This is a genomic window from Pseudomonas sp. GNP012, assembly GCF_054343835.1.
The window spans coordinates 2,433,396-2,459,284 of record NZ_JBTGUU010000001.1 but is presented as its reverse complement, the minus strand read 5'-3'; the positions used below and the strand labels follow the sequence as shown (position 1 = coordinate 2,459,284).

Below are 25,889 nucleotides of genomic sequence, written 5' to 3'. Positions count from 1 at the left end.
ATGAACATGCAAAGCAAAACCTTGACCGGCGGCCAGGCCTTGGTGCGCCTGTTGGCCAACTACGGCGTCGATACCGTGTTCGGCATCCCCGGCGTACACACCCTGGAGCTGTATCGCGGCTTGCCCGGCAGCGGCATTCGCCACGTACTGACCCGTCATGAGCAGGGCGCCAGCTTCATGGCCGACGGTTATGCCCGGGTCAGCGGCAAACCCGGCGTGTGCTTCGTCATCACCGGCCCCGGCGTGACCAACGCCGCCACCGGTATCGGCCAGGCCTATGCCGACTCGATTCCGATGCTGGTGATTTCCAGCGTCAACCACAGCGCCAGCCTCGGCAAGGGTTGGGGCAGCCTGCACGAGTGCCAGGACCAGCGGGCGATGACCGCGCCGATCACGGCGTTCTCGGCCGTGGCGCTGACCGCCGAAGACCTGCCGGAACTGGTCGCCCGTGCCTACGCGGTGTTCGACAGCGAGCGACCGCGCCCGGTGCACATCGCGGTGCCGCTGGACGTGTTGGCGGCGCCGATCGCCCGTGACTGGAGCAATGATGTGGTGCGTCGTCCGGGCCGTGGTCCGGCATCCGCCACTGCGCTGGATCAAGCGGTGGCCAAACTCAACGCGGCCAAACGCCCGATGATCATTGCCGGCGGTGGTGCACTCAATGCCGTGCAGGAACTGAACGAACTCAGCACGCGTCTCGCTGCGCCACTGTTCACCAGCGTCGCCGGCAAGGGCCTGCTGCCACCGGATGCACCGCTCAACGCCGGCTCCTCCCTGTGTGTGGAGCCGGGCTGGAACCTGATCGCCGAGGCCGACGTGGTGCTGGCGGTCGGCACAGAAATGGCCGACACCGACTTCTGGCGCGAACGCCTGCCGCTCAAGGGTGAACTGCTGCGCGTCGATATCGACCCGCGCAAATTCAACGACTTCTACCCCTGCGCAGTGGCCTTGCAGGGCGATGCACAACAAACCCTCAGCGGTTTGCTTGAGCGCCTGCCATCGGACGCGCGTGATGCCGGCCCCGCGATTGCCTCGGTTGCCGCGTTGCGCGAAGCGGTCAAGGCCAGCCATGGCCCGTTGCAGTCGATCCATCAGGCGATTCTCGAGCGTATTGCGGCGGAGCTGCCGGAAAACGCCTTCATCAGCACCGACATGACCCAGCTTGCGTATACGGGTAACTACGCCTTTGACAGCCTGGCCATCCGCAGCTGGCTGCACCCGACCGGCTACGGCACCTTGGGTTATGGCCTGCCGGCGGGGATTGGCGCCAAGTTCGGCGCACCGCAACGGCCCGGTCTGGTGCTGGTCGGCGACGGCGGTTTCCTCTATACCGCGCAGGAACTGGCGACGGCTGTTGAAGAGCTGGACAGCCCGCTGGTGGTGCTGCTGTGGAACAACGACGCCCTGGGGCAGATCCGCGACGACATGCTCGGCCTGGACATCGAACCCATCGGCGTACTGCCGCGCAATCCGGATTTCGCCGCTCTCGCGCGTGCGTTCGGTTGCACGGTGAACCAGCCGCAAAGCCTGGCCGAGTTGCAGACCGACTTGCGCCACGGCTTCAAGCGCAACGGCGTGACCTTGATCGAACTCAAGCATGCCTGCGCGCACTGATCTGTATTTGAAGGGGACGAAGCCATGCGCTTTTCCGATCTGACTCAACGTATCGCCGGCGATGGCGCTGCCGCGTGGGATATTCACTACCGCGCCCTGGCGCTGCGCGAGCAGGGCCAGGACATTTTGTTGCTGTCCGTGGGCGACCCGGATTTCGACACGCCACAGCCGATCGTGCAGGGGGCCATCGACAGCCTGTTGAGCGGCAACACCCATTACGCCGAGGTGCGCGGCAAGCGTGCCCTGCGTGAGGCCATTGCCAGGCGTCATCAACAACGCAGCGGCCAAAGCGTTTCGGCCGACCAGGTCACTGTGCTGGCCGGGGCGCAATGTGCTTTGTTCAGCGTCGCCCAATGCGTGCTCAACCCGGGTGACGAAGTGATCGTCGCCGAACCGATGTACGTCACCTACGAAGCGGTGTTTGGTGCCTGCGGCGCCGTGGTGGTGCCGGTGCCGGTGCGTTCGGAAAACGGCTTTCGCGTATTGCCTGAAGATGTCGCCGCGCGCATCACGCCGCGCACCCGGGCCCTGGCGCTGAACAGTCCGCACAACCCGTCCGGCGCCAGCCTGCCGCGCAGCACCTGGACCGCTCTGGCCGAATTGTGCATCGGCCACGACCTGTGGCTGATTTCCGACGAGGTCTACAGCGAACTGCTGTTCGAAGGCGAGCACGTCAGCCCGGCGAGCCTGCCGGGCATGGCCGAGCGCACCGCGACCCTCAACAGCCTGTCGAAATCCCACGCCATGACCGGCTGGCGCGTCGGCTGGGTGGTGGCGCCACCGTCCCTCGCTGCGCACTTGGAAAACCTTGCGCTGTGCATGCTCTACGGCTCGCCGGATTTCATTCAGGACGCTGCCGTGGTTGCCCTGGAAAGCAACCTGCCGGAACTGGAGGCCATGCGCGAAGCCTATCGCCAGCGTCGCGACCTGGTGTGCGACAGCCTGGCCGATTGCCCCGGCGTGCGGGCGTTGATACCCGATGGCGGCATGTTCGTGATGCTCGATATCCGCCAGACCGGGCTCAGCGCTCAGGCGTTTGCCGACCGTCTGCTGGATCGCCACGGTGTGTCGGTATTGGCGGGCGAGGCCTTTGGTCCGAGCGCGGCGGGGCACATTCGCCTCGGTCTGGTGGTCGGTGCTGAACCGTTGCGCGATGCCTGCCAGCGCATTGCCCGTTGTGCCCAGGAATTGATGGAGGCTCAGGTTCATGCTTAATCACAATGCACTGTTTATTGATGGCCGCTGGCAAAAACCGTCGGGGCAGGGCATCGCCGAGGTGATCAACCCGGCCACGGAAGAAGTGGCTGGCAGCGTGCCGCTGGGCGATGAGCGCGATGTTGAAAACGCCGTGGCGGCTGCACGCCGGGCCTTCGATTCATGGTCACGCACACCCTCCAGCGTGCGTGCCGGTTACATTCGCGCCCTGGCCGGGCAATTGCGTGCCCGTGCTGATGAGATGGCCTCGGTCATCACCAGCGAACTGGGCATGCCGGTGCAATGGTGCCGCTCGGTGCAGGTCGACGGGCCGATCGCTGGCCTTGAGCAGTACGTCGAACTGGCTCATCTGATGGACGAGGTGCGCGAAGTCGGCAATTCGCTGGTGATCCGCGAGGCCGTGGGTGTCTGCGCGTTCATCAACCCGTGGAATTACCCGCTGCACCAGTTGATCGGCAAACTCGCCCCGGCTCTGGCCGCCGGTTGCACCGTGGTGGTCAAGCCGAGCCAGGAAACCCCGCTGCATGCCTTCCTGCTGGCGCAGATGATAGAAGACATCGGCTTGCCGGCTGGTGTCTTCAACCTGGTCAGCGGGCCGGGTTCGAAAGTCGGCGAAGCGCTGGCCAAACACCCTGACGTGGACATGGTGTCGTTCACCGGCTCCACCGGTGCCGGCGTTCGCGTTGCGCAAGCGGCGGCGCCTTCGGTGAAACGGGTGTGCCTGGAACTGGGCGGCAAGTCGCCGCTGCTGATCGCCGAGGATGCGGACCTGGACGCTGCCGTGCGCTACGGCGTGCAGGACGTGATGATCAACTCCGGCCAGACCTGCACCGCACTGACCCGCATGCTGCTGCCGGCCAGCCGTTATGCCCAAGCTGTGGAAATCGCCCTGCAGGAGACCCTGAGCCTGCGCATGGGCGATCCCCTGGACCCGCAAAGCTTCCTGGGACCTATGTGTTCAGCGGGGCAAAAACGCACCGTGCTCGATTACATCAAGGCCGGCCAACAGGAAGGCGCAAGGCTGCTGTGCGGCGGTGACGCGCCGTCGGTATTCGAGCGCGGCTTCTATGTCAGCCCGACGCTGTTCGCCGATGTCGACAACCGCATGCGCATTGCCCAGGAAGAGATCTTCGGTCCGGTGCTGTGCCTGATTCCCTACGCCGACGAGGCGCAAGCGGTGCAGATCGCCAACGACTCGCCGTTCGGCCTGTCCAGCGGCGTCTGGGCCGGCAGTGCCGAGCGTGCCTTGCACCTGGGCCGGCAGATGCGCGCCGGCCAGTGCTTCCTCAATGGCGCGGCGTTCAACTATCAGGCGCCGTTCGGTGGCTACAAACAATCGGGAAATGGCCGGGAGTGGGGTGAGGAGGGACTCAACGAGTTCGTCGAAGTGAAGGCGATCCAGGTGTGACGGTTGGCGATGCAGACTGTTCATCACCCACGATGTTGCTACTCCACACTTTCACTCGATACGCTGGAACAAATCTAAGGAACCACCATGAAAGTACTGATCGTCCACGCTCACCCGGAGCCGCAATCCTTCACCGCCGCCCTGCGTGACCAGGCTGTCGCCACCCTCCAGGCCCAGGGCCACGAAGTGCAGGTCAGCGACCTGTACAAAATGAACTGGAACCCGGTGGCCAGCGAAGCTGACTTCTCGAATCGGGAAAATCCCGAGTACCTGGTCTATGCCCTGGAACAACGCCTGGGCGTGAAGAGCCAGTCGCTGGCACCGGACATCCAGGCCGAGCTGGACAAACTGCTGTGGGCCGACCTGCTGATCCTCAACTTCCCGATTTTCTGGTTCTCCGCCCCGGCCATGCTCAAGGGCTGGATCGACCGGGTGCTGGTGTCCGGCATCTGCTACGGCGGCAAGCGCTTCTACGATCAGGGTGGATTGGCCGGCAAGAAAGCGATGGTGACCGTGACCCTGGGTGGGCGTGAGCACATGTTCGGTGAGGGCGCGATTCACGGTCCGTTGGAGGACATGCTGCGGCCGATCCTGCGTGGAACCCTGGCTTATGTTGGTTTTGACGTGCTGGAACCCTTCGTGGCTTGGCATGTGCCGTACATCAGCGAAGAGGCGCGCCAGCAATTTCTGGTTGATTACGGCCAGCGCCTGCAACACCTGAGTGATGACCAGCCCCTGGTGTTTCCGAAGCTGTCGCAGTTCGATGACAAGCTCTATCCGCTGACCACCAAGGCCTGATCAACACTGCAAAACCTGTGGGAGCGGGCTTGCTCGCGAAGGGGCCTTCAAATTCAACATCATTGGTGGCTGATACACCGCCTTCGCGAGCAGGCTCGCTCCCACAGTTTGATCTTCAGTGCGTTCGACTCCCCGCGCCATTGTTCTGAATACACGTCCTACCTTGCTTTCGGCCTCATGCCCCTTCGGGGGATTGGCGCCTGATAAAAATGATGATGCCGGCGCGTTGTGTCGACGACCGGCTGGTCATGGAGATCGAGCCCACCGCCGGTCAGCAATCGGGTGGCTGATGGGGGCTGATCTAAACTCCTGTTGGGGGTGAGCCAGGTTCATCCGGAGGTCATCATGAAAAAATTGTCACCTATCAGTCTGTGTCTCGCCTTGTCGGTTTTAAGCGCCCCGGGATGGGCGCAATCGGTGGTGCCGATGAAAGGGCAAAGTTCACAACAAACCCAGGCCGACATCAACGAATGCAACAGTATCGCCGCCAGCCAAAGCACCTCGACGGCTTCCACGCCTTCTGGCGGGCGGATCAAGGGTGCCGCTGTGGGGGCCGCCGCCGGCGCCGCTGGGGCCCAGGTGCGCGGCAATCAACGTGACGAGGTCTATGATCGTGTCGACGACGACACCAAACAGGACTATCGCCAGAACCGCGCCAAGGAGACGGCGGCGGCCGGTGCCGTGGTCGGTGCGTCACGTCAGCGCCAGGAACGCCGGGAGCAATCGAAAACCACGCAGGCGAACACCACGTCGGCTTACACCAGTTGTTTGCAGGGCAAGGGTTACCAGGTCAATCCTTGAATCAGGTATTGAACACACCGTAACTGTAGGAGCGAGCTCGCTCGCGATGGTCGTCAACGATAACGTTGGTTAGCAGGTACCCCGCGGTGTTCTCCGGTTTATCGCGAGCAAGCTGAACTGGTCAACTAATTTTGGACACCAGTTACGGTTTCATGCCGCCAGCTTCTCCATAGCTACCGGCGACCGGTAGTCGTTGTAGCTATGGAGCCTGACGTTGTTGTAACGCATCACATAACGCTGCACATCCACCCGCGCCTCATGTTCCGAGCGGTAGCCATCTTCTGGTACCCACTCTGACTTGAGGCTTCCAAAGAAACGCTCCATCGGAGCGTTGTCCCAGCACTCACCTTTGCGACTCATGCTTTGCAGGAGGCCATGTTTGCGCATTTCTTTCCTGAATTTATGACTGGTGTATTGGCAGCCCTGGTCAGAGTGAAACAGCACCTCTTTTGGCCGGCCTCGCAGGTCGACCGCCATCCGCAACGCTTCGCAGGTCAGCGTGGCATCGGAAATCATCGAAAACGACCAGCCCACGATCCTGCGGGCAAACAGATCCAGCACCGCCGCGAAATACATCCAGCGCGTGCCGACTTTGATGTAGGTCACATCGCCGCACCACACTTGGTTAACCGCCGTGACATCAAACTTGCGCTTGAGCACATGCGGCGCCACCAGCGCCTCAACGCCGGAAGATTTGTACTTGTGCCGCCGCCGTTGATGACTGGCAACACCGGCTTCGCGCATCAAGCTACGAGCCATATGGCGCCCGACACGGTGCCCCTTGGCTTGCAGTTCCTTGGACAGGGTGCGAGACCCGGCGGACGCTCTGGATTCCTTATGATGCTTGACCAGCACGGCCTTAAGTTTCTCCCGTTCAGGATTCACCTTGCCCTGGCGCTGACGCCAGGCGTAAAAGCTGCTGCGGGTGACTCCAAACGCCCGACAGCAATTGTTAACGCCGTACTGCTCGTCCAGCTCATTGATCAGCGAGAATGATCTTTGGAGTCCAAAAGCAGGAGAGCACTGGCCTTTTTTAGGATTTCAATGTCCAGGTCTTTTTGCCTGAGCAACGCTTTGAGCTGCTGAATCTCCCGCTGATCGGCGGTGATTGCCTTGGCCCCCAACGGGGTCGAACCCAAGCGTTCTTTGCGAACCTGGTCGACCCAACGGCGCAAGGCCGTAGGGCCAATATCCAAACTGGCACAAACATCGGGAACTGACTGGCCCTCGTCCAGCACCATGCTGGCGGCCTTGAGTTTGAACTCACTGGAATAAGATTTACGCATATCCAAACACCTCAGATTTGGGCGCCATCATAGCGCCCGATTGAAGTGTCCAAAATCATTAGGCCAGTTCAAGCTCGCTCCTACAGAGGGCATTGGCCGCTGGCGAAAACACAAACCCTGTAGGAGCGAGCTCGCGATGGTCGTCAACGATAACGCTGGCTGGCAGGTGCCCCGCGGTGCTCTCTGGTTTATCGCGAGCAAGCTCGCTCCTACAGAAGCACCCATCTGACAACCGTTCATCGGTGGACTACGCTGCGGTACGTACACTCGACCAGAAATTTATGAAGTAGGGATCTGACAGATGCGGAGCAGGCTGCTCGTTGTATTGTTCACTGTTTTCGGGTTGTTCTGGTCGTTGCAGCTGTGGGCCGAGGATTCACCAAAGGTGGCTGATGCGCCTGCTGAACTGAAAGTGGCCAACCGCAGTGTCATGGTGTTTCGCGCGACCCTCCTCGGTGAAGCCCCGGCCTCGCGGGTCAAACGGGCGAAAGCGGTGATCGGGGAGGCGCTGGACGAGGCCGACAACCTGAAGGTTACCCTCGACCCGATCATGACAAACTACATGGTGCTGCTGGGTTCTCGCCGCGCTTTCATCGTTACGCCCAAGGATTTCGACGCCACCGAATTCGACTCGGTGCAGCAAGCCGCGGAAGCTGCGGCTGAAAAACTGCGTCAGGTGGTGGCCGAAACCCAGGAAGCTCGCAGCCTGCACTTGATACTCCGCTCGGTGGGCGCCGCGCTGCTCGCCACCGGAGTCTATCTCGGCCTGCTCCTGGCCATGGTTTTTCTACGGCGCAAATTGCTGAAAAAACTGCCCGACCTGATGCATCGGCACACCCAGGCCCTGAAGGTCGGGCGGGTGCCGCTGATCGACGCCAACTTCCTCTATCCCTTGGTCAGCCGCGTGCTGGAAGTGCTGCGCTGGGTCATCGTGCTGCTGCTCACCTACGAGTGGCTGGGGTTTGTCCTGTCGCGTTTTCCCTATACCCGACCCTGGGGGGAAAGCCTTAACAACTATCTGCTGGAAGTCGCCGACTATTTGCTGCAAGGGATTCTCGGGGCCATCCCCGGGCTCGGCGTGGCGCTGGCGATCTTCTTCATTGCGCGAGGCGTGACCGTCTTCTCTCGCCGGATACTGCAGCGCATGGCCACGCCCGGCACCTTCAACTGGCTGAACCACGAAACCCTGAAGCCCACCCAGCGCCTGACGTCGCTGGCGATCTGGCTGTTTGCCCTGGCCATGGCTTATCCCTACTTGCCGGGTGCCGGAACCGATGCGTTCAAAGGCCTGTCGGTGCTGGTCGGCCTGATGATCTCGCTGGGTGCTTCCAGCGTCGTTGGGCAAGCGGCGGCCGGGTTGATCCTGACGTACACCCGGACCCTGCGCCCCGGTGAATTCGTACGCATTGGCGAGCACGAAGGGACGGTCACTGAACTGGGCATGTTCACCACCAGCATTCGTACCGGCCTGGGCGAAGTACTGACCCTGCCCAACTCGATGATCACAGGCACCGTCACCAAGAACTACTCTCGGGTCGTACAAGGCCCCGGTTATGTGGTCGACACCGTGGTCACCATTGGCTATGACACCCCCTGGCGACAGGTCGAAGGGATGTTGCTGGAAGCCGCCAGACGCACGCCCGGCGTCCTCGAAACCCCACCGCCGCAGGTGTTCCAGACGGCGTTGTCGGATTTCTACCCCGAGTACCGGTTGGTGGCCCAGGCCATCCCCAGCCAACCACGGCCGCGAGCGGTGCTGCTGAGCATGCTGCACGCCAACATCCAGGATGTGTTCAACGAGTACGGTGTGCAGATCATGTCGCCGCACTACCTGGGTGATCCGCAACAGGAGAAATGGGTGCCCAGGGACAAGTGGTACATGGCGCCGGCGCAAGAGTCGGAGGAGCCTTGATTGACGCCTGACCGCTAGTCCGCGCCATGCTTGGATTCATACTCCACGGCTTGCGCGCTGTTCCCGAAATCGCAGTCGTCGCCACCGCCCGGAGAGGCGCGTAAGCAATACATCATGTTACGTGATCAGCCCTCCTGAGGGGGGAGCTTATGCCTCGCGTCAGGGTTCACAACGATTCCGATCACGTACCGCTCAGATGACGATGTCGTCTTTTAGCCTGACATGCAGCATACGCACCAACGCGTCGATGGAGATCGTTCGCTCGGCCGAAGTCAACATACCGGTCTGGATGTCGAGTGTCGCTTCCAGTCGGCTGAAGAGCTGCTCCCAGTCACGTGTACTCAATTCAACCCTGTCGAGGGCTGTTACAGCTTCAGGGGGTTCGCCGGTCACATTGCAGAGCGTGTGAATGACGAGTTGGCGAATGAAATGAGGTGTCAAGAGTGTGACCCCTTGCTGATTGGTTTTTAGTTAGCGAATTTAACTTGGCTGGTTTCGAAGAGTAATTAATCTCTTTGATAAAGGCACGATATTTAATTCAGGTCAAATCTCGTCGGGCTGCAAGTTCCGAATCTAACTCGGAATAAAATAGTGGCGTAGTATTTTTCTTTAGGCTTTGTAGGACTCTTCTCCAGTAAGGCTTTTCGATCTCATCGGGTATTGCAAGAGCTCCTGTCACATGAAAATGTAACATGCTACTCCAGCTGTTGTCGGCACAGCTTTCTCAACCTCATTTACATGTTTAGTGTTTGCGACTTGCTCGGCGTGATGCACATAACGGAAGTAACCAACTTACTTCATAAAGCTTTATTTCTGTGCGAAACGCGTTCGTCGTAGGGGCACGGTGACGATTAGCGCCACGTTGCACCATCCCATTCATCGAATCTTGCGTGCTAAATCATGATTACAGAAGAAGAACAGCTCTACGGACCCAAGGTGGATCGGCTTCTGCGCATTCGGAAGCTCGATTCCCTGAGTAATCTTGTGCTGCCCATCTTTCCGATTGCTCCTTTGTCAACTGCAGTTGCGGGCGGGCAGGCAAAGGCGGATGACGCGGTATCGATCTACGAGGCTGCTTTGAAGGAGGCTTTTCCGGGGTTGGCGCGAAGCGTAGAAAACGTCTGTGGTCCGGCGCCCTGGATCGTGCGTAGTGCAGGCAACGAGGATCTGACGGATCACGTCAATGCCGGTGGTTACGAAAGCCTGATCTGTCCCGAGCCAGAAGCGCTGATACAGTGTGTTGCCGCGGTGGCCATGAGTGGATCTACTGAGCATGCACGACTCCAGCTCGCGCTTTCGGGGCATAACGATCAAGTCGAGGCCATTCCATGCTTTGTGCAGCCGCTGCTAAAGATCGATGTCTCCATCGATGTCGGTCCTGATCATTCGCCGTATCTGGACACGGCAGTTCTTGAACACATGGAGGCGGTTTGCAACGAGCTGATGCAGACGTTTGACTTCATGGCTATCGATTGCGAATGGGGCATCGATACAACGCTTGGCTTTGTGTCCGTGACGACCATCATGCCGAGAAACCCGCAGTTGATGAATGTCGCGCATACGATCGGTTTTGGTTTCGCCAGTGCTCAGAATACCGGCTCGCTGGCGACGTCCTTGGTCCTGCGTCCGGCTTGTTCAGACCTTAGGCTCTGGCGTGGACGCCATTTATGCACGACGACAGTGCGACGGTTACATCTGCTGCAGGTGCGGCCGGCGTATCTTGATGATGCCTTTCGCGACCGTGATGTGTTGACCGACGCATGCCGTGAAGCGTTGATCGGGCGCTACGATGTTGTGGATGCCTGCTTGTTGATGCTGGGCGCACAATCTTCGGGCCGCGCATTAGTGGCACCGGATCTCATGAGCGCTTGGCGCCGGTATCTTGCGCTCAACGCACGGGAACAGGCCAACGTGGCGGTAGTGATAGTGGACGAAGGCAGTGCGGAGGAACACGCCGGTATCATGTTCCGTCAGCAGAAAATTACCTGCGTCAGGATGGACACTCGACGCATGCCAGCCGGAGCAGACAGCGTTGTATTTGACCGTGGCACCTGCATTCTCGGTGACGCGACAATGCTGCGAGCAGTTCAGACTGAGCTACGACGAGAGTTGGTGGTGCCCGATGATTGCGCTCTTGTCTTTACCGATGAAGTGTTGGCACCGGGTGGCAAGTTGTCGCGAGACTGCAGCGAAATCCTTTCCCAACTGCGTCGTCTGCCGATCGCGAGAGAGGCCAGGGAACGGCTGTTCACACGCACCGAACAACCGATGCCGGAAAGGTGGATGCATCGTGCAGATGGCATAGTGGAGTCACCTTCCTTGCTCGCGGCAATCTGGCGGTCAAAGAATCCAGGGTATGCCGATGAGTACCGCGCGCTCACGGATTTTTCGAGAGACTACGAACGTGCCGTTCAAGTATCTCGGGATACGCCACAGAACCCATTGCGCGCACTGTTCGCTCTGTCGTTCGTGACACGCACCTTGGTCACAAGCGGTGACCTTCGAATCATCATGGCATTGCTCGACTGTGAAGCGGCGATGTCTTGGGTGCCACCACAAACGTTGCGTCGTCTGCTCGGCTCGGCCGCTGCGCAACTGACGTCGCTTCGGCGAGAAAACGCCGTGTTGATTCTAGAATGCGTCGCCTTCGTCAGGACGGAATGTGCGCAGCTGCCCGTTTATGTGCAGGATGATGCCATCTCCTATCTCGAGGCATTGTCGCGAGATCTTGAAGATGGCTTGCTTGTCGAGGCGATGATATCCATCCGTTCCTTGGAGTTGCCGATATCGAGTGCAATCTTGCTTACGCGGCAGGCTCTCAATAATCCCGCCGTCCTTGAACCGGTGGATGCATTCCGGCAATCAGTAGCGTCGTTTAGAGGCATTGTGTCGGGTGGCGGCGCAACGGCGCGACTTCCTCAACAACTCAACCATACCTACTTGACGTTGCGAGGCGCACTGTATGAGGCAGGTCTGGAAAACGTTGCCGAGCAGATCAGAGGATCATTAGTCGAAACTTACGACGCCTCATTAAAAGGAATGCTAGCGCGCGCGGTGGAGGAGGGCGATTTTAGCAGCTACCGCGACTACCTCATGGCGATGCAATGCTGGATCGATTTTTTGAGCATGGGATCGCTTTCTGAGGGCGATACCGCAGTGCTCCAGTGCTTTCAAACTTGGCTGAGTCAGTGGGCTGATGAAGCGATCCCGGAGTCATTCGAGATACAGGACCGCAACTGGCGGTTCGAGTTCGGCGCCATTGTGCTTTCCCGCGGGGCAATTCAGCGGTACGAAAATCCTCACGTTCTACACAACCTCCTTCATCAATATTCCCTGGCGGGGCTGCGGCTTGATACACAGCAGCTACCAAGGCGCGTACAAGCGCTCGAACACTTCTGTTCGACGTTCAGCAGTCGCTCGACAAAGGTTCTGCGTTTCGAGCGAGAGTTGCTCGAGATCCAGATTCCTATGGGAACGCACAAAGCCAGTTACGTCTTCACGCCGCGTAAGATTTCGGTTGAGTGGACGGAACCACCGGACTGCACCGGGGATGAAATCGCGCGGATCCTGGCGTTTGAGGTATTCCTGGATCGATTCCGTGCCTGGATGTTCCCAGCACTGAGAATCAGGCGCGAACAGGTGCTGGGTACCTGGACACTGTTCATCCGCCTGCACGCGCAAGAATCGGATCCTTGGGATTACGAGAATCTCAGGCATTTTGTGGTCGCCACGCGTTTGCTATTCGACGCCTCTTACGATTTTTCGTATGTTGCCAACGAAGTCGTCGACGGCTTCGCCGAACGTTTCGATGGGCCGAAATGGAAGGCGATTCTCACAACACTGGTCCAGCATCGGGCGATGCTCGATGATGCGTCGCAGTACGTCGCCTTGCACGCCCTACCGTTGTCGTCGACTGTCGCCGCGATAGCGCGGAGTCGACTCGTTCGTGGTCTGCTCTTGCGTTGCCTGCGCAGGGGATTCGATTATTGCCGCGGAATAATTGACGGGTATGCGCACTGGCTGAATGAGGAGTCCGAGGACGATGGACTGTGGTCAGAACGTTATGAGTCGCTCCGTCAAGCCAGCCTTTTTCTGGCAGCCAAGTGGCCAAGAGAAGCACTTTGGGAGCTCGCCAGGCGGGACGTCTTCAATGTCGGCGATGATCTGATTGCAGCCTGCCTGTTCAAACGTTCGGACCTGGTGGATGACCTCCAGCGAGTCATGGCGGCGGGATCGTCAACGCTATCGGGAATGCCGGGGATGATCGTGCGGCATGCTCCCGAAATTGCTGTGGCGGGCAGTGGCGCATCTCCCTTGGCTGCGCAACTAATCGGCACCGGAGTTCGATTTCGCCAAGCGAAACATTACTTGGTCGCTCAATTTGGCGATCGCCTTGATCAGGACATATTGGCGAGTCTGCTGCGGGACCTGGACACGGTTCCGTGGGGACATACCGCCGACGCTGAGCAGACCATCCAGACGCAGATAATGATGCGCGGACCTGTTTGTCGTTTTGAATTAGAAAAAGGCATCGATTGGACGACGTTGGATTCCTGGCGGACTCTTGTACAGAGGTGTCCAGTCTACTTGGGGCAGACCGAGTGTTGATTTATCGCGCGGACCCATTGGCCGGCTTTCCAGTTATTGAGCGTAGGACGATTCTGTAGTTCTAGTGTGTTAGCGGGGGGCTTTCAAAAAACCGGGAAGGACTTCGGGATTTTGGTGTCGTTGGCTTTTTGGCACTTGGCGGGGAGGGAGTGCGTCTTGCGGGTGCAAAGGCACACGTGAGCATCGGTGATCGGGTCCGGTGCCAGGGGGGGGACGTTGCGACGAGTGCGATGAGCGACCGGGGCCGGTCGCTCAGTTGCAGCGGTATTAAAAAAGCATGTAGGCGGATGCAGTCGTCTGATTCAGGTCGATCTCTCCGACCTCCAGCACTTCGTATTCAGCGCGCACACCGATGTTGCGAAAGACATCGAATTCCACGCCGACACCGTAGGTCAGGTCAACCCCGGTATCGTCGTCGGTGGCATTACCGTCGGCGTCCCAGGCGTGAGCACCGACACTGCCGAACAACCGCACCCGATCACCCAGCGGAAAGCCGACATGGGCGGCAGCCTGAGCCGACTTGCCGTCGAAATCGATGTTCTTGTCCTTGAATTGACCGAGATCGACGTAGGCACCTTCGAAGGCCAGGTAGCTGTTGACGCGATAGCCGGCATAAACTTTGTAGCTGGTGTCCTCGTCGTCCAGCCGGGATTCTTCGGTCTGGATGCTGCTTACGCCAGCTCCAAGATACAAACCTTTGTCATCAGCGAGCGCCTGGAAAGACAGCAGCGATAGCAGTGAAGCGAAGCCAAGGTTTCGAAGTAGCATGTGTAGTGGAGTCCTTGTACAGGTTTGTCAGGTGTTAGGGTTCGGCGAGCATTTGAGGGGCCATGAGGCGTTAATAGAAGTCATTGATTGATATTTTCGGGTCGTGAGGCGGGCTGTTTGCCGGGCATTGAAAGTAGCGTCTTGCCAACGCCTGGACAGGCAGCGCTTTGGAGAACAACCAGCCTTGTGCCAACAGAACGCCCTCTGAAACCAGATGCGGCAGTTGCTCCGCAGTCTCGACCCCTTCGGCCACGACCTTGAGTCTTAGCGACCTGGCCAACTGGGCAATGTGTCGCCACAGGGCATCCTCGGCTGCGATCTTGTCGCCGGCGATGAACGAGCGATCTATTTTCAGAATGTCGAAAGGCACTGAATCGAGGAGCGAGAGGTTGGAGTAGCCGATACCGAAGTCGTCCACGGCGATGCGATGACCGCACGCCCGAAGCCGTCGCAATTGCATGGCGGCAGGCTTCTGGTCGAGCATGGTTCTTTCGGTGATTTCAAAGGCCATGGCTGAGACAGGCATGTTGTAGGTTGCCAGCACGCTGGCCACATAGTCTGGGAAGTCCGGGTCCTGAATATCCTGGGCGGACAGATTGACCGTGATGTAGAAATCCTTGCACGCCCAAAGGTAAGTGCTGTAATCCTCCGCTACTTGTCGAATCACCGAACGCGTCAGTTTGCGGATCAGGTCAGACTTCTCCGCCACCGCAATGAACACGTCCGCAGGCACAGGGGTGCCGTTGTCGCTCCAGTGAGAAAGTGATTCGGCGCCAACCAGATAGCCTGTCGTCAAATTGACGATCGGCTGATAGTGAACACCCAGCGTGTTGGCTTTCAGGGCTTTGCGAAGTCGTACGGCAGTGGAGGTGTAATGCCGTTGGAAACACCTTGCGAGCAACAGCAGCGCTGCGAACAGGCACGCAAGGCCAATGAATAATTTGAATTTGAGACCTGTCAGGTAACTCGACGGAAGCGAAATGACCGAGATCAGTTCATTTCGGTTGCCTGCAAAGGCGATGAGGACCTTGTCTGCCGAGGCAACCAGTTCTTCAAGGTGGAACGGCTTCAGCATCTGCAGGGGCTTGAGGCCTGTAGACGCAATGGGTACTGCGCCGCCGGGGCCGATGAGGTCCAGTTGCAGGTCCTCGGGAAACTTCAAGTTGTCGAGCAGGATCTTCTTGTTTGCCCAGACGTAGGTCGACTGTTCCGAGACGATGATAAAGTCGGTGTCCGCAGAAACGGCGTGGCCGGAATCGACCCAATAGGTTCGCCTTCCAACGGAGAACTTGCGCTTCTCATTACCGGCCAGTATCGACGGCAGTTCTTGTCCATAGGAGGAGCAGATCTTGCCATTGGGCAACTGGATTGCCGCTTGATCAACAAATCGCAGGTCTTTGACCAGGTCGGCCAGTTGTGAATACTGCTCGACGGAGCATTCCTGACCTGAGCGATCAAGATCGCCGAGGGCTTCCAGTACCTTGTCGATCTGCGCATTGGGCTCCACTTGAGCCGCACGCAGATCGGCATAAACGTTATTCAACTTCCGTGCAACGACTGACTCCGCCAGACCTGCGGCGCAGAACCATGCGGCCCAGCCCGCTGCAGCAATCAGACATACAGTGATTGCGTGCCTTGCAGATAACGCTTTATATACGGCAATCATCGAAAACCCCGAGGTATCATTATTTCACTGTGCACCTTGCAGTCGCGAGTTAAACCTCTTCAGTACCAGTCAATGACCCAGGCCAATAAGATGCCGCTGACATAGGCGGTCATGCACAGCATGATTTTTTGCTTGAGTGGCAGCGTGTTTATTCGATGAAGCATGCTTATCTCCTTGAGTGGGAAAACAAGCAATTGTCGGCATCCATGGTTAATCAACGGAAATTATTAATCCTCATTTTCAGGGGGAAGATGGAAACGAACCAACGACCTGGTTGTATAGGGATGAGGTGGTATTCCTGGGCCTGGCTGAGTTGCGCCTGGCCGTTTCTGACGGGGTCTCTCCGTAAGCAGTCTGATAGGCCTTGGAAAAGCGGCCCAGATGATGAAAGTTCCAGAACATGGCGGTTTCCGTCACGGTGGGCCATGTTTTATTGATCAGGTCGCGGCGGGCACTGGCGAGTCTCAAGTTTCTGATATAGGCGATTGGCGACATCCCGAATGTCTCGATGAAGCCAAAATGCAGGGTGCGGGTTGTAGTCTCAAGTTGCCTTACAAGCGACTTGATGGTGAGCGTTTTTTTGACATTGTCATGAATGTACTCGATGGCTTCTATCGCCACCTTCCGTCTGGTGGGGACTTTACGTTTAAAGCCGCCAGCGGGGGTCAATGATTGCAATACAGACGCAAGTACCGCAGTTTCAATCGTTGAGCGATCTGCTTGAGCGTACTGTGGGGAAGCCGCGTCATTGATGTCGACACAGCAGGCGCTGATGGCTTGAATGGCAGACTGTATGAATTGAAAGTTATCAACCTGGTAGCTGTGTTTTGTTCTGTTCGCAAGTATGTCTTTGACAGGGTGAAGTTGGCGGCACCGGTCATAGTGCTCCAGTGTTGTGGTGATGGTGAACAGTGTTTCATTCGGTTCGCAGGTGTAATGCACCGATTCGTCGCTGTGCAGTACGATAATTTCGTCAGGCCGTAGTTTGTGATTGTTCACGACGGGGCGGCCAATCGGGGCCTGCGAGATGGCGAATGTGACGAATCCGGCGGGAACGGAACTGACCAGGGTGATGGATGAGTCGAACTCAAGGCGACTGCACTGCAGTTCAGGGCTGTGAAAGAGCTTGTGTTGCCGGATGCGCGCCTCATGCTCGGTCGGGATAAGGCTCATTTCCCAGTTGCCTATGGTTCTGTTCAGTTGACTTGGCAACGCAGTAGACAAATGAAAGATTTCATCGGGAGGTGCGATACTCATGAAATTGAAAGCTCACCTGTTGAATGATTAGGGTCAGGCAATGACTGTCCGTGCAGCGATGACGGTCACATGCCGGATGAAGGTACAGCCGCGTCGGGAGGGGTGTCAGAGCCCGCGGATTATTTCCAGCTCCGCTGAAAACGCGTAATTGCTGTGCGATGGTGAGTCGTCCAGCTGCTGTACGTTGCGCGGGTCAACCATCGGACTGAATATTTTCGACTGGGGTTTCATCGGGTCAATGGCTGCCGCTGTAAAGGAATAAAAGTCGTCAATACGGTAACCCGTTTTTACCTGATAGCCAGTTTTCACAGAATCCGGAGCCTTCTTGTTGGTTTCGACACTCGTCAATTTTGCGCTGTAGATGCCCTTGTCGTCGGCCATGGCCTTGAGCGAAAGCAATAAACCAAACGACACGGTGACGAAGTTTTTCAGTAGCATCGAGGCGATTCCCTTATTTACAGTTCATTCAGGCAGAACCTAGTGTCAGCTGTATCTCTGCCACGACGTGGTCTGAAAATAATCTCACCCCGACTGCGCCTTCCAAAGTCAATAACTCATATTTACCAGGTCGTCAGAAGAGGCCGATCGCCGCTTGCGACGGCAAATGCCGCGCTGTTCAAAGTAATATGAGCGAGGTAGCGTAACTCATTCCGGTATCACTTTGTGGCGGAGTAGGGAGGGCTGAATCACTGTCCTGCTCGTCCGCATGATACTCATTCTCACTATGAATTTTCAGATGCGATAGTTTCTGGGAGTCATCCGGATTTGTTTGAATTTCATAATATTCAATGGTCGTGCTTTCGACGGAGTGTTCGTCGTTCGCTAACGAACAAAATGGCAGGGCAGACAGAAATAGAACCGCCAGCCATCCGAAGGTCGTCGATTTATTGCTTCGCAGGAAATGCATTGTTTTCACTTGATTCCCCTGTGTAGGGCATTGTCCCGGACGAGAATCAAGCAGGCTCGATTCCAGAGATTATTGGCGGGGGATTTTTTTTCGGGACGCCATCTGATTCAAGTCAATAACTGTTATTTTTATCAGGAGTGATTTTTGATATGAGCCTGTGCCAGGCGAGTGCTGAGTCAATTAATGGTTCAGGCAGCGCAAACGGCCAAGATCATGTATGTAAAAGCATACGGCGTTTTTATTCTGCGTGGGAATCAATTCGTAGTTCAGAATGGCGCCTTCTTGCAAGACGTATTGGCGTCTGAAGAACAGGTCAGGGGTTTTTTCAATGGCAAAGAGTTCATTGTCCTGGCTGAGTTTGACGTTACTGATTTTGATCTGTACTTGCGTTTTGCTTTCTTTGATTATATTTGCCGATATGGTTGCATTGCGGATTTTCCCATTCAGGCTTTCCAGCGTGGTCCCGGTGAGTCGACCATGCCCGATAGTGAGATACTCTTCGGTGTTGAGTTGATTGAGATCTTCCAGCCATTGCCGGGTCTTTGTTTGATAGCTGGTATTTTCCATGTAGTGCGAAGGAGAATAAAAAATGGAGAAAACACAGAGTGCATTGATCAAGGCGATAACCGGCCAGTGAGCCGCTTGCGGAATTTCAAACTTCATAAGGTGACTTCCAAGCATTGACGAATCATCATGGCGAGGTCTTTTTCGGCGCTGTTTAATTGTAGATTTGCAGTGCTTAGATCCGGGCGAATGCACGAAACGGAATAGTTGGTTTTATACAGGTTGATCCAGACTTGCCCCTTCAGGTTGGGTGGAAGCTGTTCTGATTGTTTGGCCGATAGCTCCAACAACGCTTGTGCCTCGGCAAGATCATTGCCTACGGCGTGGATGATCAGTCCATTCTTGTCGACACTGGATATTTCAATTTTTGGCGCTTCGAAGTCGAACTGAAAGACCGTCAAGGCAACGACTGCCAGGGTAACGATATAAGCGATCAGTTGGGCCTTGGTAATGCGGGTGGATTTTTCGGTTTTACTCGAGGGCGCCTGCGACTCATCGCCATTCGGCGGCGGTCGTTGTCCAGCAGTGGCAACCGGTGGCTGCACAGCTTCTTCTGAGGGAGCCGGTACGTCGGCTGCTGCATCGACGATAAAGTGCCGGTTGAAGCAATATCCCCGGCGAGGAACAGTCATCAGGATCTCGTGATCGCGACTGTCATTCAAAATGTTTCGTAGTGAGAAAACGGTTTGATTCAAACTGCCGGAAGCAACTACGCGGTCATTCCAGGTGTAGTCGATGATTTCATCGCGGCTTTTAGTGACACCTGGCTCCATCAGCAGCAGGTCCAATAGACGCGATTCGGCTCTGCCTAGCGTGGAATTCTGTACATCTCCATGGGGTGTTGTAAGGGAGAGCATGGCGCTGTCCGGGTCGAATATCGCCACGGCGCCATTTTTCAACTTGAAGGTGTAGCTCATAGAAATCTTCCGATCAGGCGGTACTGGCCTGAGTATAGGGGCCGGATTTGGCTCGGTACATTCTGGACTGGGAGGTGAACGAAGATGGGGACCGTGCGCAAGTCGCGCTGTGTGTCGCCTTTACATTGCGGGACCGGCTCGTTTCAGGAGCGTGCAGTGCGGTAAACAGCCCTGCCTGTCAGAGGCATCAGTTGAATCAGACAAAGGAAAAGCATTGCTGGATGACCCACGGTTTTTGATTTTGACAGCATGAATAATGCTTTGAATGGATATTCTGCGCTATCCGAAAACTGCAAGCTCGGGCGGGTGGGTTTGCGCGGCGACTGGGTCTGAGCGGATTGCCTGCGCAGTCCAGACAAGGCTTTAGTCGCTCCCGAACGGGGCGAGAGTGTTCACAATACAAGTCAATGATTGTTGTTTGTGCGCCCGTTCAACGGCAGATTATTTTTGATTCCAATTAGCTTTGAACCGGGCTCGTTAGCGCTTTTAATGGATCTCGAGGAGCGTTGACACTCATCGCGTTCATGCGCGGCGTAAACGATCCTCACCTCTCGTTCAACGGCTTTTGCCCCGCGCCCTTCATGGAGGACGCGGGGTTTTTTTTGGTTTTTTTCATGCAAGCCCGGGAAATTGCAGGAGCTGGCTTGCCAGCGATGGTCGTCAACGATAACGCGTGTGACCTGGATGAACGCGGCGCGCTTGAGTCCATCGCCAGCAGGCTGGCTCCTACAGGTTCCCGGGATGCGTGAAGAACCTTTTTTGCGGAGGGTATCGGCGTTACAGGCATTCCTGCGCAGCACGCTCGATGCTCGATGGCCTGAAGGTCGAGGCCAGCAATTGGCGCTCGTACAGATACACCTTGCCTCCATCCTGTGCCCTGTGGGTTTCCAGCACGGTGTCTACGGCAATTTTGCTCGAAACGACAACCCGGTAACTGCGTTCGCTGCCAGATACAACCGGGCTCATCGCGTTGTCCTTCAACTTCGGTACAAGGCAGTCGACATACTGCTCGGGCGATTTGTCCGTTTGCAACGATGAAGTCGGGCTGTTAGGGGAGGCGGTGCAACCGGCCAGGAGCCAGGAAGCGAGGATCACGACTGGAACACCTGCTAGGCGCATCGGTGAAGCCCTCAAATTCGAATCGGTTCGTTGAGTCATGGTGAAGAAGGTCGGCCAATGTTTCTGATCATTGTCGCCGCCGATCAAGGCAACACATCGTAGCCACGCTGCTGCAGGCAGCTGCTATAGACGGAGTTATTGGCGGTGACGCTTTGCTCGCTCGCCGCATCATTCTGCCGGCGCGCCTGGCGTTGCCTGGAAGCCCCCACCACGGCACCGGCCGCCGCGGCACTGCGCGCGTGGTTCTGGCGATAGTCTTGCCGGGTGTCGTCGTCGATCTGGTCATAGACGTTTTCATGTTGGCGGCCCCGGACCTCGGCCGCGGTCGCCCCGGCTACGGCGGCGGTTGCGGCGCCCTTTGCCCGACCACCGGTCGGCACGGTGCTTTGTACCGGATGTTGTGCGTTGGCCTGGGATTGGCAGGCACTGGTGTCCTGTTGGATGGCCTGGGAAGTCTGACCTTTGAGGGGGATCACCGTCACTGCCAGGGCGCTGGTGCTCGGCAACAGCATGAGCACCGCCAGGGTATGGGCCAGTATTTTCATGATGGGGTCTCACGTCAGGCGTCGGCACGGCTGACGGTTTTGTTAGAGAACAAGCACGGTTCAAACCCCATGCCAGCCTGCGTGCGATGGGGTTTATCCGGGCATCAGTGCTTGAGGAGCAGGGCCTGCATATCGTCTGTCATGCTTTTGAGCGCGACCTTGAAGTCACTGGCAAGCACCGGCTGTTGGGCATTGTCGAGTGTCGCGCCAAACACCTTGCGAACGATCTTCGCGACCGGCATACCGGTCTTGGCATCGATCAGGTTGGCTTCGATGTACATCTCGGCAGTCTGATCCCGATGGCCGGTGGCTGCTTGTGTTGCCCCGACAATGGCGCCGATCGGAACGGCCTCATACCAGTGCATGCCTTCGTTGTTGGCGCTGACGTGAGTGATCGCCGCTTGCAGGATCAGCGATCGCGAATTGGTCGGTGCCAGTTGCGGATAAGGGACGATCGCATAGCGGCGGGCAAAGGCGAGCTTGACGCTGTTGCTGGCCATCAATTGCAGGTCCTGCAGGGTCTTCAGGCTGACGCGCGCGGTTGGTTTCGGCGCTGGATACAGTTCCATCTGCCTGAACACCACAGTGGAGTACGCGCGAGGATCGAACCCCGGCGATACCCAGCGCAGGACCTTCTGTTCACTCGGCGTGGTTTGCTCCTCCAGGCCCTGGTAATTGCCCAGGAAGCCCGAGTATTGCTCCTGTTGCGCCACTTTCGAGACACAGCCGACCTGAAATACACAGCTCAAAGCAATACCCGCAATCCATTTATTCGACATGCCCATGTGTTCGGTTCTCACGTGATGAAAGTTGTCATTCGGGTACAGGTGTTTGCACGCCGGTCAATGCGGGCCGAATGCTGCCTGCAGTAGCGGGATAATCCGAATCAATAACTCTCAAAAACCCTTAAACACACGGCCAGCGGGTGGCAGGACCGGGTTGCACATCGATCACAGTTGCCTACGCTAACCCTGTGCTACCCGGCTCTGACCTCTACAGGTGAGTGAGAATGGATGTGAAAATACGGTGGATGGGTACCGCTTCGACATTCGTCGTGGTGTTGGGTTTTGTCCCGGTGACTCAGGCCGAGGACTCTGCGGAACTGGCGAAGAAAGCCCTCAACCCGGTCGCAGCCATGTACAGCCTGCCGGTGCAGTACAACTGGGACCAGAAAATGGGGCCGACCGGGGAGGGCATGCACAGCGTGACCAATCTCCAGCCGGTGCTGCCGTTTGCCTTGAACGAGGACTGGAATCTCATTTCTCGCACCATTCTGCCGATCATCGACCAGCACGGCCTGGCCCCCAATGGTGCGGCGGACAAATCCGGCACCGGCGATATCACCCAGAGTTTTTTCTTCTCGCCGACCAAGCCGACGGCAAGTGGCTGGATACTCGGTGCCGGCCCGGCGTTGCTGATACCGACCGGCAGTGACGAGTTGCTCGGCAGCGAGCAATGGGGTCTGGGCCCGACGGGAGTGGCGTTGAAACAGTCCAATGGCTGGACCCGCGGCATCCTGGCCAACCATATCTGGGGCCTGGACGACAGCCCGCCGGACGATAAGGAAAAGGTCAACCAGACCTTCCTGCAACCCTTCCTCTCGTACACCACCCATACGCTCACGACCTACGGGGTCAACACCGAGTCAACCTACAACTGGCAATCGCGGGAATGGTCGGTCCCGGTCAACCTCACGGTCACCCAATTGTTGAAGATCGGCGGTCAACCGCTGACGGTGCAGGCCGGCCCGCGCTACTGGCTCGACAGCCCGGAGGACGGGCCGCAAGGCTGGGGCTTTCGCGCCGCGGTGACGCTTCTGTTTCCACGCTGATACGCCGTATCGGACGGCCTGGAGGAGACACCCCATGGACCGATTCACCGGCGGTTGTTTGTGCGGCAAGGTGCGCCTTGTCGCATCGGGGCGTCCGTTTCGGGTTGGCGTTTGTCACTGCCTCGACTGCCGCAAGCATCATGGGGCGCTGTTCCACGCGTCTGCGATATTTCATCAGGATGCCGTGACGATCGAAGGCGAAACACGTGACTACGCAGGGCGGCATTTCTGTCCGCACTGCGGTTCCTCCGTGTTCGCGCGCAGTGCAGATGAAATCGAAGTGAACCTCGGATCCCTGGATACCCCGGACCAACTGACGCCGACCTACGAGAGCTGGGTCGTGCGGCGTGAGGCCTGGCTGCCGGCGTTTGCGCTCACACGACGCTACGAGCGCGATCGGGATTCCACGGGGCGTTTCGAGGACTAGCGGGCACGCATTGCGGTACGCCAGGTCTTGAGGCTCCGGGTGTCCGGCTCAACGCTCAGTTAGTTTTCAGCACCGCACCGCACAGAACGATAGATGCAGCGAATCTCTCGCCGCTACTCAAGCAGCTGATCGATCAACACCGCGTTGGTATAAATCAGGCTGCCATCGCTCGCACGATGCCCGACCAGATGAAACTGACCGCGTTCGTGGTGCAGATAGACGCGCATCTGACAGTCGGACAGGGGCGCGTATCCCTCGGGCATGATCAAATCCATCGATTCCATATCGACATCGACCATGGCTTCACGCTCGTGGGTCTTCTGCAGACGCTCTTCGGCCTCTTCCAGACGCAGATGGAGAGGTCCGTCGACGTAGAAATGGACTTCCCCCATCGGGGTGGACTTTTGGTCGCTGCTGGTTTTGCACCAGCCTTCGATCGTCAGGGCACTCATGACGAAACCTCCCATGTGGATTGCTGGACCCTGTGGCTATCGTCCCTGCTCAATGTCACCACATTCGTTTGACGACTCTACAAAGGCAGGGTTCGAACGTTGCCATCCGTCATCAAAAATCAAGTATAGCTGGCAACCGGAACTCCCTTGGCGGCCTCACGGTACAAGCCGATGGCTCTATACTTCTTACTGACTTTAACGCCCGGACGGGTGGTATTTGTCAGCCCTGCTTGGACGTCAGTGGCGATGCTTTTTGCATAACCAATGAACAACAGGAATAGGATGAAGAGCAAATGGCAATAGCAATTGTCTTGATACTCATCGTTATTGCCTCCGTGCTATTCCACATACTGGCGCCCTGGCATGCGACACCGGCAGCGTCCAACTGGGGATCCATAGACACCACCCTGTTCATCACCCTGATCATCAGCGGAATATTTTTCATTGCCATCACGGTATTCATGGCGGTAGCGGTGATTCGGTATCGTCACAAGGCGGGTTCCAGGGCGGCCTACCAGCCGGAAAACAAAAAACTGGAAACCTGGTTGATCATCGTTACCTCGGCAGGTATCGCCGGGATGTTGGCGCCAGGTCTGGTTGTCTACAACGATTTCATCCGGGTACCGAAAGATGCCTACGAACTTGAAGTGGTTGGCCAGCAGTGGCAGTGGGCCTTTCGTTTTGCCGGGCAAGACGCAAAGCTGGGCAAGTCGGATATCAGGTTTGTCGACGCCGCCAATCCCCTAGGTCTTGATCCCAAGGATCCTGCAGGCCAGGACGATGTGCTTGTCATGAATAACGAAGTTCGCCTTCCGCTCGATCGGCCGGTGAAAGTTCTACTGCGCTCTAAAGATGTTCTGCACGATTTCTATGTACCGCAAATTCGCAGCAAGATGGATATGGTGCCAGGGATGGTGTCGTACTTCTGGTTTACGCCGACTAAAACCGGAAAATACGAAGTCCTTTGCGCTGAATTTTGTGGTGTGGGTCATTACAACATGCGTGGCCACATGATCGTGGAAGAGCAGGGCGTCTTCGATCAATGGCTAAAAGGCCAGCCGACCTTTGCACAGACATTGACCACAGCTGCCAAGCCCGGTCGAGACAGCGTGCTGGAAAAAGGCCGCCAGTTGGTCGAGCAGTACGGCTGCAAGGCCTGCCATAGCCTGGATGGCAGTGCCAGTCTCGGCCCGGGATGGAAGGGGCTGTACGGTCGCACCGAACAGCTTGCCGATGGCACCAGCGTGCGGGTCGATGAGGCCTACCTGAAAGAGTCGATTCTCGATCCGAAGGCCCGCCTGGTACAGGGCTACCCGCCGGTCATGGTGGCCTATACTCTCAAAGACGACGAAATGGGTGCCGTCATCGCCCTGATCAAATCATTGGGTGCTGATCAAAATTCGACTGGCGAAGCGTCGAGTCCGGGTGAAGACCTGGTGGCGCAGGGACAGCGACTGGCCGGGTCGCTTGGCTGCCTGGTCTGCCACAGTGTCGATGGCAACAAGGGCGTAGGCCCTAGCTGGAAGGGCCTGTATGGCAAGACCGAAACCCTTGCCGACGATACGAGCGTAAAGGTCGATGAGGGCTATTTGAAAGAGTCGGTTCTTCATCCCAATGCCCAAATCGTCAAGGGCTACGCAGCCGTCATGCCAGCCATGGCTCTGAGTGACGAGGAACTGAATGCACTGATCGCTTTTATCAAATCCAAAGCGAATGCTGACGCTGATGCGACCAAGGCGGAGCCAGGGAAACAGCCGTAAAGCAGCCAGAAACACACTGAAACTTCGGAACGAG

At 57.5% G+C, this 25,889-nt stretch carries 25 protein-coding genes; 11 read left to right on the top strand and 14 right to left on the bottom strand.

The window, feature by feature from the left end; genetic code table 11:
* Nucleotides 1–6: 6 nt before the first annotated feature.
* The 5 genes from ACXX83_RS11060 (at nt 7) to ACXX83_RS11040 (ending at nt 5,836) form a co-directional block, all read left to right on the top strand.
* Nucleotides 7–1,614 carry a 5-guanidino-2-oxopentanoate decarboxylase gene (locus ACXX83_RS11060; RefSeq protein WP_458550190.1) on the top strand — a complete coding sequence of 536 codons (1,608 nt, stop codon included), beginning with the start codon at nt 7–9 and terminating at the stop codon, nt 1,612–1,614.
* A 24-nt stretch (nt 1,615–1,638) separates the two neighbouring features.
* Complete coding sequence (locus tag ACXX83_RS11055; RefSeq protein ID WP_458548456.1) at nt 1,639–2,829, top strand: pyridoxal phosphate-dependent aminotransferase; 1,191 nt, start codon at nt 1,639–1,641, stop codon at nt 2,827–2,829.
* Nucleotides 2,822–4,237 (top strand): aldehyde dehydrogenase family protein, encoded by a 1,416-nt coding sequence (locus ACXX83_RS11050; protein WP_458548455.1) that lies wholly within the window; start codon nt 2,822–2,824, stop codon nt 4,235–4,237. Before ACXX83_RS11055 ends, ACXX83_RS11050 begins: the two co-directional genes overlap by 8 nt.
* Nucleotides 4,238–4,324: 87 nt before the next feature.
* A complete protein-coding gene (locus tag ACXX83_RS11045) occupies nt 4,325–5,035 on the top strand; it encodes an NAD(P)H-dependent oxidoreductase (protein WP_458548454.1) in 711 nt (236 codons plus the stop codon).
* 345 nt (nt 5,036–5,380) lie between these two features.
* On the top strand, nt 5,381–5,836 hold the full coding sequence (locus ACXX83_RS11040) for a YMGG-like glycine zipper-containing protein (protein ID WP_015095234.1): 456 nt from the start codon (nt 5,381–5,383) through the stop codon (nt 5,834–5,836).
* 150 nt (nt 5,837–5,986) lie between these two features.
* On the opposite strand, the gene ACXX83_RS11035 is transcribed toward ACXX83_RS11040, so the two are convergent.
* Together ACXX83_RS11035 and ACXX83_RS11030 are read right to left on the bottom strand one after the other, a co-directional pair.
* Nucleotides 5,987–6,811 carry an IS3 family transposase gene (locus ACXX83_RS11035; protein WP_256582901.1) on the bottom strand — a complete coding sequence of 275 codons (825 nt, stop codon included), beginning with the start codon at nt 6,809–6,811 and terminating at the stop codon, nt 5,987–5,989.
* Nucleotides 6,812–6,819: 8 nt separating this feature from the next.
* Complete coding sequence (locus ACXX83_RS11030) at nt 6,820–7,122, bottom strand: transposase (protein ID WP_458548453.1); 303 nt, start codon at nt 7,120–7,122, stop codon at nt 6,820–6,822.
* Nucleotides 7,123–7,423: 301 nt separating this feature from the next.
* Here ACXX83_RS11030 and ACXX83_RS11025 point away from each other — a divergent pair, with 301 nt between their 5' ends.
* Nucleotides 7,424–9,034, top strand: coding sequence for a mechanosensitive ion channel family protein (locus ACXX83_RS11025; protein WP_458548452.1), 1,611 nt, complete (start codon nt 7,424–7,426; stop codon nt 9,032–9,034).
* A 192-nt stretch (nt 9,035–9,226) separates the two neighbouring features.
* On the opposite strand, the gene ACXX83_RS11020 is transcribed toward ACXX83_RS11025, so the two are convergent.
* Nucleotides 9,227–9,475 carry a DUF6137 domain-containing protein gene (locus ACXX83_RS11020; RefSeq protein WP_041474875.1) on the bottom strand — a complete coding sequence of 83 codons (249 nt, stop codon included), beginning with the start codon at nt 9,473–9,475 and terminating at the stop codon, nt 9,227–9,229.
* Between the two features lie 459 nt (nt 9,476–9,934).
* On the opposite strand from ACXX83_RS11020, the gene ACXX83_RS11015 reads away from it, so the two are divergent.
* The gene (locus ACXX83_RS11015; RefSeq protein WP_458548451.1) at nt 9,935–13,642 is read left to right on the top strand and encodes a hypothetical protein; all 3,708 of its coding nucleotides are present in this window, start codon (nt 9,935–9,937) and stop codon (nt 13,640–13,642) included.
* Between the two features lie 267 nt (nt 13,643–13,909).
* On the opposite strand, the gene ACXX83_RS11010 is transcribed toward ACXX83_RS11015, so the two are convergent.
* From ACXX83_RS11010 to ACXX83_RS10980, 7 genes are all read right to left on the bottom strand, one after another.
* The gene (locus ACXX83_RS11010) at nt 13,910–14,410 is read right to left on the bottom strand and encodes an outer membrane beta-barrel protein (RefSeq protein ID WP_218485004.1); all 501 of its coding nucleotides are present in this window, start codon (nt 14,408–14,410) and stop codon (nt 13,910–13,912) included.
* 70 nt (nt 14,411–14,480) lie between these two features.
* Entirely contained in the window at nt 14,481–16,076 is a 1,596-nt protein-coding gene (locus ACXX83_RS11005; protein ID WP_458548450.1) for an EAL domain-containing protein, read from the bottom strand.
* A gap of 240 nt (nt 16,077–16,316) precedes the next feature.
* Complete coding sequence (locus ACXX83_RS11000; RefSeq protein WP_458374592.1) at nt 16,317–17,333, bottom strand: helix-turn-helix domain-containing protein; 1,017 nt, start codon at nt 17,331–17,333, stop codon at nt 16,317–16,319.
* A 105-nt stretch (nt 17,334–17,438) separates the two neighbouring features.
* Complete coding sequence (locus tag ACXX83_RS10995) at nt 17,439–17,771, bottom strand: hypothetical protein (RefSeq protein ID WP_217835273.1); 333 nt, start codon at nt 17,769–17,771, stop codon at nt 17,439–17,441.
* A gap of 178 nt (nt 17,772–17,949) precedes the next feature.
* Complete coding sequence (locus ACXX83_RS10990) at nt 17,950–18,240, bottom strand: hypothetical protein (protein ID WP_458550189.1); 291 nt, start codon at nt 18,238–18,240, stop codon at nt 17,950–17,952.
* Nucleotides 18,241–18,420: 180 nt separating this feature from the next.
* Nucleotides 18,421–18,903: a hypothetical protein gene (locus tag ACXX83_RS10985; protein ID WP_458548449.1), complete on the bottom strand. Its 483-nt coding sequence runs from the start codon at nt 18,901–18,903 to the stop codon at nt 18,421–18,423.
* Complete coding sequence (locus tag ACXX83_RS10980; protein ID WP_458548448.1) at nt 18,900–19,721, bottom strand: winged helix-turn-helix domain-containing protein; 822 nt, start codon at nt 19,719–19,721, stop codon at nt 18,900–18,902. The genes ACXX83_RS10985 and ACXX83_RS10980 overlap by 4 nt, the downstream gene beginning before the upstream one ends.
* 506 nt (nt 19,722–20,227) lie before the next feature.
* Between ACXX83_RS10980 and ACXX83_RS10975 the strand changes: the two genes are divergently transcribed.
* A complete protein-coding gene (locus ACXX83_RS10975) occupies nt 20,228–20,470 on the top strand; it encodes a hypothetical protein (RefSeq protein ID WP_458548447.1) in 243 nt (80 codons plus the stop codon).
* 28 nt (nt 20,471–20,498) lie between these two features.
* Here the strand turns inward: ACXX83_RS10975 and ACXX83_RS10970 are convergent, their stop codons facing one another.
* The 3 genes from ACXX83_RS10970 to ACXX83_RS10960 form a co-directional block, all read right to left on the bottom strand.
* Complete coding sequence (locus tag ACXX83_RS10970) at nt 20,499–20,840, bottom strand: hypothetical protein (protein WP_015095224.1); 342 nt, start codon at nt 20,838–20,840, stop codon at nt 20,499–20,501.
* Nucleotides 20,841–20,923: 83 nt separating this feature from the next.
* Complete coding sequence (locus ACXX83_RS10965) at nt 20,924–21,385, bottom strand: hypothetical protein (protein WP_458548446.1); 462 nt, start codon at nt 21,383–21,385, stop codon at nt 20,924–20,926.
* A gap of 104 nt (nt 21,386–21,489) precedes the next feature.
* Complete coding sequence (locus ACXX83_RS10960) at nt 21,490–22,170, bottom strand: DUF3313 domain-containing protein (protein WP_458548445.1); 681 nt, start codon at nt 22,168–22,170, stop codon at nt 21,490–21,492.
* A gap of 245 nt (nt 22,171–22,415) precedes the next feature.
* On the opposite strand from ACXX83_RS10960, the gene ACXX83_RS10955 reads away from it, so the two are divergent.
* Entirely contained in the window at nt 22,416–23,216 is an 801-nt protein-coding gene (locus ACXX83_RS10955) for a hypothetical protein (protein WP_049810835.1), read from the top strand.
* Nucleotides 23,217–23,250: 34 nt separating this feature from the next.
* Nucleotides 23,251–23,643 (top strand): GFA family protein, encoded by a 393-nt coding sequence (locus ACXX83_RS10950; RefSeq protein WP_458548444.1) that lies wholly within the window; start codon nt 23,251–23,253, stop codon nt 23,641–23,643.
* 113 nt (nt 23,644–23,756) lie between these two features.
* Here ACXX83_RS10950 and ACXX83_RS10945 read toward each other — a convergent pair whose 3' ends face one another.
* Nucleotides 23,757–24,095, bottom strand: a complete 339-nt coding sequence (locus ACXX83_RS10945) for a hypothetical protein (protein WP_126045937.1) — start codon at nt 24,093–24,095, stop codon at nt 23,757–23,759.
* A 293-nt stretch (nt 24,096–24,388) separates the two neighbouring features.
* Between ACXX83_RS10945 and ACXX83_RS10940 the strand changes: the two genes are divergently transcribed.
* Nucleotides 24,389–25,855, top strand: a complete 1,467-nt coding sequence (locus ACXX83_RS10940) for a c-type cytochrome (protein WP_458548443.1) — start codon at nt 24,389–24,391, stop codon at nt 25,853–25,855.
* Nucleotides 25,856–25,889: the final 34 nt, after the last annotated feature.